This is a genomic window from Piscirickettsia salmonis LF-89 = ATCC VR-1361, assembly GCF_000297215.2.
GTDB classification, from domain to species: Bacteria; Pseudomonadota; Gammaproteobacteria; order Piscirickettsiales; family Piscirickettsiaceae; genus Piscirickettsia; species Piscirickettsia salmonis.
Genome location: NZ_AMFF02000080.1, coordinates 39,456 through 54,938, shown reverse-complemented (window position 1 = coordinate 54,938; position 15,483 = coordinate 39,456). Strand labels below are relative to the sequence as shown.

The 15,483-nt window shown below is 42.8% G+C and carries 11 protein-coding genes; all 11 read right to left on the bottom strand.

What is annotated here, in order from left to right; translation table 11 throughout:
• Positions 1-315: 315 nt before the first annotated feature.
• The 11 genes from C200_RS08655 to bamA all read right to left on the bottom strand — a co-directional run bounded on the left by C200_RS08655 (position 316) and on the right by bamA (position 15,174).
• On the bottom strand, positions 316-1,845 hold the full coding sequence (locus C200_RS08655) for a SulP family inorganic anion transporter (RefSeq protein WP_016209368.1): 1,530 nt from the start codon (positions 1,843-1,845) through the stop codon (positions 316-318).
• Positions 1,846-1,880: 35 nt separating this feature from the next.
• On the bottom strand, positions 1,881-3,332 hold the full coding sequence (tilS, locus tag C200_RS08650; protein ID WP_016209374.1) for a tRNA lysidine(34) synthetase TilS: 1,452 nt from the start codon (positions 3,330-3,332) through the stop codon (positions 1,881-1,883).
• A complete protein-coding gene (locus C200_RS08645) occupies positions 3,307-4,266 on the bottom strand; it encodes an acetyl-CoA carboxylase carboxyltransferase subunit alpha (RefSeq protein WP_016209366.1) in 960 nt (319 codons plus the stop codon). Before C200_RS08645 ends, tilS begins: the two co-directional genes overlap by 26 nt.
• Before the next feature lie 77 nt (positions 4,267-4,343).
• Positions 4,344-7,850, bottom strand: a complete 3,507-nt coding sequence (gene dnaE / locus C200_RS08640; RefSeq protein ID WP_016209365.1) for a DNA polymerase III subunit alpha — start codon at positions 7,848-7,850, stop codon at positions 4,344-4,346.
• A 23-nt stretch (positions 7,851-7,873) separates the two neighbouring features.
• Positions 7,874-8,443, bottom strand: a complete 570-nt coding sequence (gene rnhB, locus C200_RS08635; RefSeq protein WP_032126583.1) for a ribonuclease HII — start codon at positions 8,441-8,443, stop codon at positions 7,874-7,876.
• Between the two features lie 212 nt (positions 8,444-8,655).
• Entirely contained in the window at positions 8,656-9,810 is a 1,155-nt protein-coding gene (gene lpxB / locus C200_RS08630; RefSeq protein ID WP_016209376.1) for a lipid-A-disaccharide synthase, read from the bottom strand.
• 18 nt (positions 9,811-9,828) lie between these two features.
• The gene (lpxA, locus tag C200_RS08625) at positions 9,829-10,602 is read right to left on the bottom strand and encodes an acyl-ACP--UDP-N-acetylglucosamine O-acyltransferase (RefSeq protein ID WP_016209377.1); all 774 of its coding nucleotides are present in this window, start codon (positions 10,600-10,602) and stop codon (positions 9,829-9,831) included.
• Positions 10,602-11,066: a 3-hydroxyacyl-ACP dehydratase FabZ gene (gene fabZ / locus C200_RS08620; RefSeq protein WP_032126582.1), complete on the bottom strand. Its 465-nt coding sequence runs from the start codon at positions 11,064-11,066 to the stop codon at positions 10,602-10,604. The genes lpxA and fabZ overlap by 1 nt, the downstream gene beginning before the upstream one ends.
• On the bottom strand, positions 11,066-12,115 hold the full coding sequence (gene lpxD, locus C200_RS08615) for a UDP-3-O-(3-hydroxymyristoyl)glucosamine N-acyltransferase (protein WP_016209391.1): 1,050 nt from the start codon (positions 12,113-12,115) through the stop codon (positions 11,066-11,068). The genes fabZ and lpxD overlap by 1 nt, the downstream gene beginning before the upstream one ends.
• A 51-nt stretch (positions 12,116-12,166) precedes the next feature.
• Positions 12,167-12,700, bottom strand: a complete 534-nt coding sequence (locus C200_RS08610) for an OmpH family outer membrane protein (RefSeq protein ID WP_016209381.1) — start codon at positions 12,698-12,700, stop codon at positions 12,167-12,169.
• 80 nt (positions 12,701-12,780) lie between these two features.
• Positions 12,781-15,174 carry an outer membrane protein assembly factor BamA gene (gene bamA / locus C200_RS08605; protein ID WP_129556472.1) on the bottom strand — a complete coding sequence of 798 codons (2,394 nt, stop codon included), beginning with the start codon at positions 15,172-15,174 and terminating at the stop codon, positions 12,781-12,783.
• Between the last annotated feature and the right edge of the window lie 309 nt (positions 15,175-15,483).

Sequence of the window (15,483 nt, the reverse complement as noted above, 5' to 3'; positions counted from 1 at the left end):
CCTTTAAATTTAACTGCTTTAACATACTCTGACTCATTAAAAGTGATAAACAATACATATTAAAATAAATAGATAGTAAAATTACAACTCAATAATTAATTTAAATAATAAGGGCTTGAAATAAAATAGCTTATTGACTGCCGTCTCCAGCCTCTGATAAACCAACCTGTTTCGCGTCAATTTATCTAAGTTTCTCCCTTAAATTCTACTTCTTAGCAGCAGCATATAAATTACTACTCATATACCCACACCACATTGTCCACACCAGCTGTTTTGATATAAAAACAAAAAAGGGAGCTAAAGCTCCCTAGTATTTTATTCAGCAACTCGATAGGTGGGATCTTCCAAGATATTCACCTCAACTTTATTTTTTGCCTTCGATAATAAGACTCGACAATCTGCACTTAAATGCCTTAGGTGCAACGTTTTATTCACAGCATCATAGCGTTCAGCCAGCTGGTTAATCGCCTCTAACGCCGAATGATCACACACACGCGAGTTATCAAAATCAACGATCACATCCTCAGGGTCGTCATACGGCGTAAATAGCGATTTAAAATTAGATACTGAGGCAAAAAATAATGGCCCTTCCAGTTGGTAGACTTTACTACCTGCCTCATTAATATAGGTTTTAGAGTGAGTATTCTTGGCACTTTTCCAAGCGAAGGCTAAAGCTGCGACGATCACACCAACAATCACGGCGGTTGCCAGATTACTAAATACTGTCACTGCCGATACGAGAACTAACACAAAGGCATCGACTTTTGGGATCTTGTGTAAAATTCTAAAACTAGACCATTCAAACGTTCCAATCACCACCATAAACATAATGCCAACTAATGCTGCTAAGGGAATCTGCGCAATGAGTGGCGAGGCAACCAGAATAATCGTTAATAAGCCTAAGCCTGCAATAATACCTGATAAACGTCGACGTGCTCCGGAGTTAATATTGATCATACTTTGACCAATCATTGCGCAGCCCCCCATACCACCGAAAAACCCACAGGTGATATTAGCAACTCCTTGGGCTACGCATTCTCGATTTTCCTGACCGCGCGTTTCGGTCAGCTCATCAATCAACGTTAAGGTCATGAGTGATTCTGTCAGGCCAACAATGGTTAAAATCACCGCATACGGCAAACAGATTTTAATCGTCTGCCAGTTTAAAATAACATCCGGCACATGAAACTTAGGAAAACCTCCTGCCGTTGATGCCAGATCACCCACTGTGCGCGTCTCTAAGCCAAACATATGCACAAGTGCCGTAACTACTAAAATCGCTACTAATGCCGCAGGTAGAAAGCGCGTAATCTTAGGCAATGCATAGACAATCACCATCGTTAATGCAACTAAACCCAGCATAATATACAATGAATTGCCACTGACCCACTGTATCACATCATTCGCATCGTTAAACTGAAACTGCTTGAGTTGCGCTAAGAAAATGACAATCGCCAAGCCATTCACAAAACCAAACATTACCGGCTGTGGTAACATTCGCACCACACGCCCTAAGCGCAGCACACCGATTAAAATTTCTAAAATTCCAGTCATAATAATCGTCACAAAAAGGTATTGTAAGCCTTGCCAACCTGGGTATTGCGAGACCAAACCAACGATAACAACCGCCATCGCCCCGGTCGCCCCAGAGATCATCCCTGGTCGCCCACCTAAAATCGCCGCCAATGTACACATAATAAAAGCCGCATATAAACCCACTAAAGGGGCAACATGTGCAACCAAGGAAAACGCAACCGCCTCAGGAACCAGCGCCATCGCTACCGTAACCCCGGATAAAACCTCATCTTTGACACTTGCTGTTGTTTGCTTAATCAGCCCGAACATATATATTAAAGTCCTCTACCATTATTTCTTTTTGATTACTCGCCCTGCGCGGCCAGAGCAAGACCTAAAATTGCCACTGTTTTTTGATCGCGTTTGACCAAAATTAGCTGCTCACGTAACCAAGGCGGGATTTTTTGTGCATGTAAAAACTTTTTTAACGGCTGCGAATGCGGATGCCCTTGAGGGTGAAAACGCTCACCGCCTTGTCGCAAGCCAATCGTCACGCCTTGCCAATCCCAGTGTGCCAAATCTACACCCAGGTCAACTAAATGCTGACTTGAGATGACCTGGCCATTTTCAAGCGTGACTGTTTCACCACCCCAGGTTTGTTCTTGTAAATGATAAGCACAGCAATGATGACTATCGTCTTGTTGTTGATCAAATAAATACAAATGGCCATGATAACGACGCAATAGCCAATGTCCCCATGTCAGCATGGGCTGAGCATCAACTTTAGCCAAACAGACATCATGAATTAAGTGAGTAAGCTTTACTTCACTTGGCATCAGCACCTGAGAGTGGGCAAGCCAAGCACGAATCAAGGCCTTTTGACGCGCCAAGGAATAAGCCTCAAATCCTGCAAGCTTAAATAAGCTCAAGCAATATTTAGAACATAGACTATTATTTAAATTTAAATTTAAATAATTATTACCCACGTTACTTTGACCCTGATGAGTAAGGTGCTTAACTAAATCCTCCTGTACATAGGCATTAAGCAACTCATTATGCTCAGCACATAAACGTGCACTACGACCAACTGTATCAATTAATCCAGGATAACGTTGATGCAAATTAGGTAACACTTGATGACGTAAAAAATTGCGCTCAAACCTTAAATTATCATTTGAATCATCATGCACCCAGTCTAGCTGATGATCGCGCGCATAATGCGCTAAATCAATTTGCTTAAGTTCTAACAATGGCCGCAAGACTATACGGTCATCGTCAGCTGAAAATTGAGACTCTTTAGCCATCGCTGCCAAACCCTGTGGCCCGGCACCGCGAAACAGCTGCAATAAGACCGTCTCAATCTGGTCATCGCCATGTTGACCTAACAATAATAGGTCACTCTCTTGCATGAATTTTTTAAACACCCCATAACGGGCTGTGCGAGCAGCCGCTTCAAGTCCCGAAGATAATTGACTTAAATTCAGACTGACTTTCTCACAAATAAAATTAATTTGGTAAGACTGACAAACACACTGGCAGTACTCAGCCCAAGCATCCGCCTGAGCATTTAAGTCATGATGAACATGGACTGCAGTGAGTTTATTTTTAATTTGATAGTGTGGGTAATGCTCTGCTAACCGCATCAATGCGGCTAAAAGAACACGGGAATCAAGACCACCACTGAAACCTAAATACAGCTGCCGTGCGCCTATCAGGCGTGGCAGGCAGCTTGTTAAAGCATCGCTAATCGCATCCTTATCATCGCTTCCCAACCCCGTCACACCAACAGGACTAACTGCGTGTTTCAAAGGTTCCATAGCGCATAAAGCGTTGATAGCGTCCTTCTAGAACCTCTTCGATGGGTAACGCTTTCAAGCGCTCAACACGACTGGACAAGCTATCACGAATGGTTTGGCTCACCGTTAACAGATCGCGATGTGCCCCCCCTAAGGGTTCAGCAATAATTTCATCAGCAATGCCATGCTCAAGCAAACGATCTGCGGTAATCCCCATGATTTCAGCTGCATCCGAGGCTTTTTCTGCCGTATGCCATAAAATCGCCGCACAGCCTTCAGGTGAAATGGTCGCATAATAGCTGTATTGCAGCATTAAGGTCACATCACCCACACCAATGCCTAGCGCGCCACCCGAACAGCCCTCACCAATCACACAACAAATCACCGGTACACGTAGCTTCGACATTTCAAATAAATTACGCGCAATCGCCTCAGCTTGACCACGGGCTTCCGCACCGACACCAGGATAGGCTCCCGGTGTGTCAATAAACGTAATTACCGGCAATTTAAAGCGTTCTGCCATCTTCATCAAGCGTAATGCCTTACGGTAGCCTTCTGGGTGTGGCATACCAAAATTACGATACGTCCGCTCTTTCGCATCACGGCCCTTTTGCTGACCTATCACCATCACTGGCCGGTCATTTAAGCGCGCCACACCACCAATCACCGCCTTGTCATCGGCAAAAGCACGATCGCCATGCAATTCATCAAACTCAGTGAAGACATGTTTAATATAATCCAACGTATAAGGACGCTGAGGATGACGTGCCAGCTGAATCACCTGCCATGCACTCAAGTTCGAAAAAATCGACTCAGTCAGTTTACGGCTTTTCTCTTCTAACGATTCAATCTCATTACTGATATTAATATCTGAATTTGAGACACTACGTAGCGTCTCAATCTTCGCTTCTAATTCAGCAATCGGTTGCTCAAAATCTAAAAAATTTAAATTCATCTAATTTAACTTCCCACTCGAATGTAAGAAGGCCAGGCAAAACGCCTATCTTGCCATTGCCATTTGGAAAAATCAAGCTAAGCATAACATACCTCAACCCCCTGATCTGTAAATCCTTGTTTTAGCTTAACAATAAACTCATCCGCCAAACACACTCGCCAGTCCATGCCTAAGCGCAGCTGCCCTTTTAATTGCGAGCTTGTGTAATAATCAATACGGACCGGACATTCACCACGATAGTCTTCAAGCAAGTGTTTAAACGCCACTATATCTAAATCCTGACTCTGTATTTTTAGTAATAAATGCGACGCAAATTGCTCACGAGCGCTTTGCAGATTCCAGACATTTTTAGTACTGATCTTACGTTGACCACTATAATCATCAATACCAGCCTCACCTTCAACCACCACCAACTCATCGATCACCAATAATTCACGTGCAGCCTCAAAACTCTCACTAAATACCGCCATCTCAACACGCGCACCATGGTCATCCAAGGTTAAAATTGCCATGCGCGTCCCACGCTTGGTTTTCATCACCCGTAAGGCAACCACAATCCCGGCAATGACCACCGTTTTTTTCGTCGATGTCACTTGTAAATCAGCCAAACGACAGGTCGTCAACGCTGAAATTTCAGCTAAGTATTGATCAATCGGGTGGCCACTTAAATACAAGCCCAACGTTTCTTTTTCAGCTTTTAGACGAATATCATCAGGCCATTTTTCAACCGCAATCAACTCTGGTGTTTTAACGGACATGCGCGCTGAACCTGACTCAGGTGCTTCAGCTAAGGCAAATAAATCATTAATCCCCTGCTGTTGATTCATTTGCTGTTGCTCGGCAAATTGCAAGGCCCGCGGCAAATTTTCCAGCAAACTGGCTCGGTGCGGCCCTAAACCATCGAATGCTCCAGCACGAATTAAGCTTTCAAATACACGTTTATTAAACTTCTTTAAGTCCACGCGCAAACAAAAATCAAATAAATCAGTAAACGGTCCACTTTGACGCGTCTTAATCAGCTCATCAATCGGCATACGACCAACACCCTTCACCGCCCCCAAACCATAAACCACCGCTCCCTGATCATTCACGGTAAACTGGTATTGACTATGATTAACGTGCGGAAAGATAACATTAAGCTTTAAGCTATCACACTCTTGAATAAGTAAAACGACCTTATCCGTATTATCTAAATCAGCGGACAATACCGCGGCCATAAACTCCGCCGGATAATAGGCTTTTAACCACGCGGTTTGATAAGAGAGTAACGCATACGCCGCCGAGTGAGATTTATTAAAGCCATAACCGGCAAATTTATCGACCAAATCAAAAATCGCTGACGCTTGCTCTTTATCAACATTATTTTTTACGGCACCTTCGACAAAGATTACTCGCTGCCGGTCCATTTCTTCTTGCTTTTTCTTCCCCATCGCCCGGCGCAGCATATCCGCCCCACCCAGGGTATAACCTGAGAGCACCTGAGCAATTTGCATCACCTGCTCTTGGTATAAAATCACCCCATACGTCGGTTTTAAACAGGCCTCTAAACTTGGATGAGGGTACTCAATTTCAGCACGGCCATGCTTACGGTTAATAAAATCATCCACCATACCAGAGCCCAATGGCCCAGGCCGATAAAGGGCAACTAAGGCGATGATATCTTCAAAACAATCAGGCTGTAAGCGGTGAATCAACTCTTTCATACCGCGTGATTCTAGCTGGAACACCGCCGTGGTCTGACAGGCTTTAAGCACATCAAATGCCTTCACATCATCCAAGGCAATACGAGTAATATCAATACTTTCTTTATTTTCAGTCGCTAATCGTGTATTTATCGCTTTCAATGCCCAATCAATAATCGTCAAGGTTCTAAGACCTAAAAAGTCAAATTTGACCAGCCCTGCTGATTCAACATCGTCTTTATCAAATTGCGTAATTAAGCTATTAGAGCCAGATTCACAATAAATCGGCGTATAATCACTGACCACAGATGGCGCAATCACAACACCAGCGGCATGACGTCCGACATTACGCGTCACCCCTTCTAGCTTTAAGGCCAAATCAATTAAAGCCGCAATATCTTCTTCGTTTTGATAGCGTTCAGAGAGTTCGTCCGATTCAGCCAAGGCCTTGGTTAAGGTCATACCTAAATCATTTGGAATTAATTTAGCAACTTTATCAACCATGCCATACGGTTGACTTAACACACGGCCAACATCACGCACAACCGCTTTTGCTGCCATCGCACCAAAGGTAATAATTTGCGAGACCGAATAGCGCCCATAGGTCTCAGCCACATAGCCAATCACGCGATCGCGGCCTTCCATGCAAAAGTCAATATCAAAGTCAGGCATTGACACCCGTTCAGGGTTTAAAAAGCGCTCAAACAGCAAATCATAGGCCAATGGATCTAAGTCTGTAATCAATAATGAATACGCAACCAGTGACCCCGCACCGGAGCCCCGCCCCGGCCCAACTGGAATTTGCTTTTCTTTCGCCCAAGAAATAAAGTCAGCAACGATTAAAAAGTAACCGGCAAAGCCCATTTGATTAATCACGTTAAGTTCAAAATCCAAGCGATCCAAATAGACTTGTTGACGCGACTGATATGCATCCTCTGATGAATATTGCGCTTGATCGAGTAAAACCTCCAAACGCTTTGCCAAGCCATCACGCGCTTGCTCAATAAAATACTCTTCTGTGGTTTTACCTACAGGAATCGGAAAATTGGGTAAATACGGCTGACCTAGATTCAAGGTTAAATTACAGCGCTTTGCAATTTCTATAGAATTTTTCAATGCTTCTGGAATATCAGCAAAAAGCTCAGCCATCTCTGTTTCTGAGCGTAAATATTGCATGCTAGAATAATTTTTCTCACGTCTGGGATCAATCAGCACCACACCATCATGAATACACACCCGTGCTTCATGGGCATCAAAATCGTCTTTTTTTAAAAAACAAACATCATTAGTAGCAACAACAGGCACCTGAGCTTCGCTTGCCAACACGACGGCACTGTGAATATAGTCCTCATCTTGCTCACGTGAAGTACGTTGCAGTTCTAGATAAAAGCGCCCGGGAAATAGCTCACACCAAGCATGTAAACGCGCGTTTGCCAAATCACGTTTTTCTTGTAATAAGGCTTGACCAATATCACCTTTTTTACCGCCGGATAACGCAATTAAACCACCGCTGCACTCTATAAGCCAGCCACTTTGAATGATCGCCTCATCACCAACCTGACCATATAGATAAGCCTTAGAAAGCAAGCTACACAAATTGTCATAGCCTTGTTTATTCTGACAAAGCAATAATAATGGGTAACGCGTCTGATCGCCTTCATGCTGCACCCAGATCTCAGCACCTACCAACGGCTTAATGCCGGCATCACGTGCTGCGCGATAAAATTTAATCAGGCCAAATAAATTAGCATGATCAGTCATCGCCACAGCACGCATTCCTTGCGCTTGCACTGACTGAATTAAGGATTTAATACGCACTATGCCTTTAATCAACGAATACTCGGTATGCACACGCAAATGGACAAATTGTGGTAACACTCTCAATGCTTCAGCTTCAGACACATCTTAACCCTAAATTATAAACTTCAAGCCAGCTCTGCTAATACACGCTGTACAGGCGCAAACGAACGCCGGTGCTCAGGCGTCGCCCCTAAGCGTAACAGAGCCTCCAAGTGAACCTTGGTCGGATAACCTTTGTGCTTGGCAAAGCCATAGCCTGGATACTGTCGCTCTAATTCAATCATTTCTCGATCTCGTGTTACTTTTGCTAAGATCGATGCGGCACTAATACAGGCTTCTTTCATATCGCCTTTAATAATCGCTTCACTTGCCATCGGTAAATCCGGCACACGTGAACCATCCACCAACACTTTATCTGGCACCAGCGGCAAAGCCAATACCGCACGGCGCATCGCCAGCATGGTTGCATGTAAAATATTTAAATCATCAATCTCAGCAACTTCAGCGCGCCCTAGCGCATAACATAAAGCCCGCTCTTTAATTTGCTCATACAAGTACTCACGCTTTTTCTCGGTCAATTTTTTAGAATCAGCTAATCCTTCTATCGGCCGCTGAGGGTCTAATATCACCGCCGCGGTAACAACAGCACCGACCAAGGGCCCCCGGCCGACTTCATCCACTCCAGCAATTAACATTGTTATTTATTCTCTATATATCATTTTTATATTTAATTTTTAATTCTAAACTGAAACTGCATCGATTTAACTTAATAACTTAAACCAATATAAAAAAACTGCTCGAACTTATTCTTACATTCACTCTTTCACCTAACTTAACTTAATATTTTTTTAAATCACCGGACCAACACGCTAGACCTAACTCGGTCTTCTGTATGATGGTGATATGATCAGTGCTCTTTTTTGGACTTAGATTCAAGTAAATCCAATGCAATCTTTGCTGCATTTTCACTGGCATTTTTTTTAAGTAACTGATGAAGCTGATTAAAGCGATCTTTTAAGCGGGTTACTTTCTCAGGGTGATCTAGCCAATAAACTAACTCGTTATATAAAAGCTCAGCTTGCACTTGGTCTTGAATCATCTCAGGCACCAACACTTGACTCGCAAGAATATTCGGCATCGCAATAAACGGTGTTTTTACGAAACGCTTAGCTAAAAAATAATTAAATGCTGACATTTTATAGGCCACAACCATCGGCCGCTTTAATAACATCGTCTCTAACGTTGCTGTCCCTGAGGTGACTAAAACAACCTCACTGGCCGTGACCACATTACCAGTTTGCCCTAAAAAGCTATGAATAATTAGCTCAGGCGCCACTTCTTGACATAATTTTCTAAATTCTGTTAAACGCGCCTTATTCGCCATCGGTGTAATAAATTCTAAATCTGCATATTTTTGCACTAACAGCTTAGCTGTTTTTAAAAACTCAGGGCCTAATAGCTCAAGTTCACTGCGGCGACTGCCAGGCAATAAAGCAACATAGCGCTTGGCCTTATCCAAACCTAAAGCCCGACACGCATCATGACGATTAAGCACTAAGGGAATTTGATCAGCCAAGGGATGACCAATAAAATACGCTGGATGATGAATTTTTTTGTAATAATCTGGCTCAAAAGGGAAAATAGTGAGTAATATATCACACGCCGCTTGAACCTTATAAATGCGCTTTTCTTTCCACGCCCACACCGTTGGGCTAACATAATGAATCACTGGAATATCAAGATGCTTTAATTTTTTTTCCAAGCGTAAATTAAAATCAGGCGCATCAATGGCAATAATTAGGTCTGGTTTATTTTTTTTAAAATATGCCAATAACTCATAATGAAACGCAATAATACTCGGCAGCTTAGCAATGACAGCAGAAAACCCCATAACCGATAAACGATCGATTGAGGCAATGCGAGTACAACCGGCTTTTTCCATTAATGGACCCGTCACCCCAGTCAATTCAAGCTTAGGATCTATTGCAAATAAAGCCTCACAAAGACCTGCGCCGAGCAAATCTCCTGAGGCTTCACCTGCAAGAATGGCAATTTGAGTCATGAGTTGTAATACGCTTAATTAACGTACAATACCACGCTCAGATTGTTGTAAAAAGTCGATCAATGCTTTAACTTCTGGGCACTCATCTATCATGTCAGCCAATTTGGTTAAGGCTTCAGGCACGGTTAACCCTTGACGATAAATCACTTTATAAGCACGGCGCAAACGCAATAAAGTATCTGCATTAAAGCCACGACGCTTTAAGCCTTCAACATTTAAACCATAGACCGTCGCGTTATAACCACCCGCCGCCAACATATAGGGTGGTAAATCCTGCACAATATTAGTATGCCGAGCGACAAACGAATGCTCACCGACTTTACAAAATTGATGCACCCCAGCAAATGCAGCAAGCGTCACATGGTCATTGATATAGACATGACCTGCCACACCCGAATTATTCGAAAATACCGTATGATTCGCGATAATACAGTCATGGGCAACATGCACATACGCCATAAATAAATTATCATTACCAATACGTGTCGCACCACCACCAACACCTGTGCCACGATTAATGGTACAACACTCACGAAAAGTATTGCGGTCACCGATCTCCAACCAAGTATCTTCACCTTGGTATTTCTTATCTTGAGGGTCTTCACCGATCGACGCAAATTGATAAAACTTATTATCTTTGCCTATGCGTGTTGGGCCATTGATCACCACATGAGAGGCAATCTCAGTACCTTCGCCAATTTCAACATTGGGGCCAATTAAGCTCCAAGGGCCAATACTGACGTTATCTGCAATTTTCGCTGTCGGGTGAACTATTGCACGTTCATCAATCACTATTGGACTTCCTTATATGCGCCCATCATTTCTGCAGAACAGACCAATTTACCGTCTACTTTCGCCTGAGCTTTGAACTTAAAAATATTACGCTTAGATGAGACAATCTCAACTTCAAGATGCAGCTGGTCACCTGGCAATACAGGCTGCTTAAAGCGTGTATTATCAACCCCTGCCAAGAGAAAAATACGATTCTCACCCGGCAGCACGCCCATTGATTTAAACGCCAACACACCCGTGGCTTGAGCAAGCGCCTCAACAATCAAAACTCCTGGCATTACGGGGTATTTTGGGAAATGGCCTTGAAAATAAGGCTCATTAATCGTCACATTCTTAATCGCCACCAGAGATTTTTCTGGCTCTAAAGAGAGTACACGATCGATCAATAAAAAAGGATAGCGATGCGGCAAATGCTCTAAAATCGCCTGGATATCCATCTTGTCCATATCAATCTCGTCTGCCATTAGGATGTTGCCTTTTGTTCAATTAACTCTTTAAGTTGTTTTTCTAACACACTCACGCGTTTTGCCAGCTCACTGCTGCGATTAAAGCGTGCGACATTTTTTTGCCATATTTTCTGTGGCTTCACAGGAATTCCCGAAGAATACACCCCCGGCCGTTGAATCGACTTAGTGACCATCGTCATGCCGGTCACAATGCAACCATCATGAATACTGACATGCCCCGCAATTCCTGTACCGCCGCCAATCATACAATATTTACCTATGGTTGCGCTACCTGCAATGCCAACACTGCCTGCAATTGCCGTATGCGCGCCAACCGACACATTATGAGCGACTTGAATTAAATTATCTAGTCTTGCTCCCTCACCAATCACCGTATCACCTAAAACGCCACGATCGATTGCTGTTCCAGCACCAATTTCAACATCATTTTTAATAATCACACGGCCAACATGGTGAATCTTCACCCAGCGACCTTGATCATTGGCATTGCCAAAACCATCCGAGCCAATCACCGTCCCACTGTGAACCATCACGCGATCACCTAAGCTAACATCATGACAAAGAGTTACATTCGCCATGAGCCGACAGCTCTCACCCAGCTGAGTGTTTTCACCAATAAAACAGCCCGCGCTGATTTTGCAATCTGCACCGATCACAACCCCAGCTTCAATCACCACATGGGGACCAATTTCAGCCGATGCATGAATCTGTGCACTGTCATCAATTACCGCACTGGCATGACAACCAGGCTTTACCTGTGGCAAAGGATAAAACAATGCCATCGCTTGAGCATGAGCGACATAGACATTAGCCACTTCAATTAAGCGCGTATTTAAACCTACCTCGAGCCCATCACGGCTTTTAACAAAAACACAAGCCGCCTCGCTGTGCGGCAACATCGCTGCATATTTAGGCTCAGTTAAAAACGTCAAGGCTCCAGGACCTGCCGAAGTAATCCCATCAATATGAGTTAGCTCAATATCATCACCACAGAGCTTGCCACCGACATGTGCTGCAACTTCAGTGGCTAAAAAGCTCTTTACCATCACCCGTTATCCTTATATTTTCACTTGATATCAATAAATATTTAGTTTTTATTATTTAGCTGTTTTTTCCATCTGCTCAATAATCGCCTGAGTAATATTCATCGTTTTAAGTGCATATAAAGTGGCCGCTTGACGCAAAACTAAATCTAGCTTCTGTTTCTCAGCCACCGTCATGACAGCTTCACCGACAGCTTTATTAAAACTGGCCAGGACTTTTTGCTCATCTTGCTGAGCCATTTGTTGCAGGTTAATGGCTTTTTGTTGCAGCGCTTGATTTTCTTTCATGATTTCCGCTTGCTTTTTCTCTTTATCTGCTGCACTCATAATTTGTGAATTACGTTGAAAATCAGCAACTTTATCTTGTAAAGTTTTGCGCTCACCTTGCAAACTACCCAGCGCTTTTTTATTTTCTGCTTCTAATTTCATGCGCTCCGCACTTAAGGCTTTTTCCCCTTGCGGCACTGCTTTAAAGACTGCTTGTAAATTGACCACGCCCACCTTCAATTTTTCAGCAGCCGCCGCCCCCGCAGCAAAAGCTGGAGCCAACAAACTCAGTGAGATAATGGTTAACGCTATTTTTTTCATTTTGTTTTCCTCATTACTATTTCAATTACAAATTCAATTATTACGTCTCATATTACGACTAAAAATAAGCGCAAATAACACTAAAATGCCGTGCCAATCGAGAACTGAAAGGCCGCCCGCGACCCCTGAACTTTCGTATTTAAAGTACTTGCCAAGCTAAAATCAATCGCTCCTAATGGCGAGAACCACTCTAAACCAACACCCAGGGTATAGGCTAAATTTGATAAGCTCGGACTTTTATCACCTAAGTAATTTTTATGGCTATTGGCTGTATTATATGTATCTCGATTAGTCGTTGTATCATAGACATTTCCCATATCAAAAAACGTCTCTAAGCGCATTTTCGAGCTATCTTTTACAAGTGGCATTGGAAAATACACACTGGCACCGGCATTAATCAATAAATTACCGCCAATAGCATTCCCCTCACATGTTTGCGTACCATCACTGCAAGCAATCGCATCGTTCGGCCCTAACGTATCATAGCCACGAATCATGCCCCAGGTTGGCGAACCAGACCAGCCACCAGCACCAAAGTTATTAAAGAAGGGTAAACCACCTTTGCCTGAGCCATACGAGTTTCCATAACCAAAACGCCCACGCAAGGATAAAGTAAAGGTGTCATTAATCGGGTGATACCAACGCCCATCAACCGTTCCCGTATACCAGAGCAGGTCACTGCCCGGACCAGTAATAGTTCCTGTAACACTTAATTTTTCACCGTTGGTTGGGAATGGCCATTTATCCAAATTAGTATATGACCAGCCCAAAATAAGGCGATAGTCGTTATAGCTTTTTTTGCCATTTTGCTCATCAATAAAATTTTGCACCGTCACTGAGTTATTCGTGCCTTGGTTTAACGTCGTATGATTAACACTCATACCCAAATTAATTTTCGAGCGTAATGTTGCTGGAATACCAAAAATCATTGACGCACCATAGCTATTTGTCGAGTAATCAGCTAAGCCTTGCTCTTCCGCATTGGTCTTATTGCCATAGACACTTAAAGTCCGGCTAATACCACTTTCAGTCCAATACGGGTCAGTAAAGCTGACATTGATACTTTGCGATGGCCGTGACCAAGAAATATTTGCGCTTAAGGTGTTGCCCGTCCCTAAGACATTCGGCGTTGAATAACCAAGACCGAGTAATAATTTATCCAGTTGAGAGTAGCCAATAGAAAACTGGACTGAGTTTAGACGGGTATTTTCTTTGACTTTATAATCAACATTGACATAGCCAGGTTTACCTGGGACCACGGGCGTGGTTGCCTTTACAGAATCAAAATAACCTAAGGTATTTAAGTATTGATTCGAATTATTCAGACCACGCGTGGTCATCAGGCCACCTTCATACAAATTAGAGCCCCGACGCAAGACTTTATCATTGGTTGAATTATTACCAATAAATTTAATTTGATTGATATAGACCAGGTTTTTTTGATCAACAACAAAATTAACACTAACCGTATGATTGTCTTTATTGACCTCAGGCACGGGTGTAACCGTTGCAAAAAAATAGCCCTTATTACCTAAGGCTGCTTTCACTACACTAGTCACCGCAAGTAAATCTTCTCGTGAAAAAAACTGGTTTACTTTCAGGTGTTTTTTAGCAATTTTATCCAGTTGATCTTGACTTAACACCGAATGACCAATGAACTGATAAGCTGATAAGTGATATTTTTCACCTTCATGAATATTCACATTGATATAAACTTTTTTACGATCAGAGGACAGAGATACCGTCTCAGAATTAACACGAAACTCAACAAACCCCTGGTTCATATAAAAATTAGTCAGGCTTTTAATATCCGTATCAAGTTTCGGCTTCGTATACTTGTCATTATCAGTAATAAAAGAAAACAGTGTCGGTGTAGAAAGCTTAAATTGATCCAGCAATTCACTGCGTGAAAAGACTTGATTACCTACGATGCTGATACCACCGATCACCGAGGGAATCCCTTCTGAAATATCAATGGCTACCTTAACACGATTGCGCTCAAGCGCTGTCACTTTTGTCGTCACCCGTGCATTATAAAATCCACGGTTATACTCTTCGTCCTGCAGCTGTTGCTTAATTTGTTTTAATAAATACCCATTATAAATATGACCTTGCACAAGCCCAGTACTGGTTAAGGCTTGTTGTAGGGCCTCTTTTGGAATCGAGTGGTGACCTTCAGTGACAATTTCACCAATCACCGGGCGCTCTTGCACTGTAACAATCAGTGTCTGACCATCACGCTTTAGCTCAACATTATTAAAATAACCACTATTATATAAGTTTTGAATCGCTTCAGAAGACAAACGGCTGGTTAATGTTTGTCCTTGTTTGACTGGTAAATTTGTTAGAACAAGATCTTTAGAAAGGCGCTGCAAGCCTTCAATGTCAATGTTCTTAATCACAAACCCAGCAGGCGCTGCCCACGCAGTGGCCCCCAGCACTCCCAGTAATGCACTTACAATTACCTTCTTCATTAGTATTTGGCTCGCTTTTATCATTTAACCTTTATTGGCTCTACAGCGCTTTGCTTTATTTATAGACTTCTTTAAAACGCACCCATCATAGCAAATTACATCGTCAAGACAAAGTATCCCAAGACTTAGCTAAATCGCTCATCATATTTTCAAAAGGCCCACAAGCTCATGACAACGACATATACAACGATCTAAGAATATTAAGACATTGCTAAGCAATCTTTGCGTCGATTGCATTTCACTGTGCTTTCAAAGATAATACTTGTCTTGATGTACTCCAATTTTATACGATCATACGCAGGTAAGCCA

Coding starts and splice junctions, on each gene's coding strand:
- C200_RS08655 (WP_016209368.1), bottom strand. CDS start 1,845: ATGTTCGGGCTGATTAAGCAAACAACAGCAAGTGTCAAAGATGAGGTT.
- tilS (WP_016209374.1), bottom strand. CDS start 3,332: ATGGAACCTTTGAAACACGCAGTTAGTCCTGTTGGTGTGACGGGGTTG.
- C200_RS08645 (WP_016209366.1), bottom strand. CDS start 4,266: ATGAATTTAAATTTTTTAGATTTTGAGCAACCGATTGCTGAATTAGAA.
- rnhB (WP_032126583.1), bottom strand. CDS start 8,443: ATGTTAATTGCTGGAGTGGATGAAGTCGGCCGGGGGCCCTTGGTCGGT.
- lpxB (WP_016209376.1), bottom strand. CDS start 9,810: ATGACTCAAATTGCCATTCTTGCAGGTGAAGCCTCAGGAGATTTGCTC.
- fabZ (WP_032126582.1), bottom strand. CDS start 11,066: ATGGCAGACGAGATTGATATGGACAAGATGGATATCCAGGCGATTTTA.
- lpxD (WP_016209391.1), bottom strand. CDS start 12,115: ATGGTAAAGAGCTTTTTAGCCACTGAAGTTGCAGCACATGTCGGTGGC.
- C200_RS08610 (WP_016209381.1), bottom strand. CDS start 12,700: ATGAAAAAAATAGCGTTAACCATTATCTCACTGAGTTTGTTGGCTCCA.
- bamA (WP_129556472.1), bottom strand. CDS start 15,174: ATGAAGAAGGTAATTGTAAGTGCATTACTGGGAGTGCTGGGGGCCACT.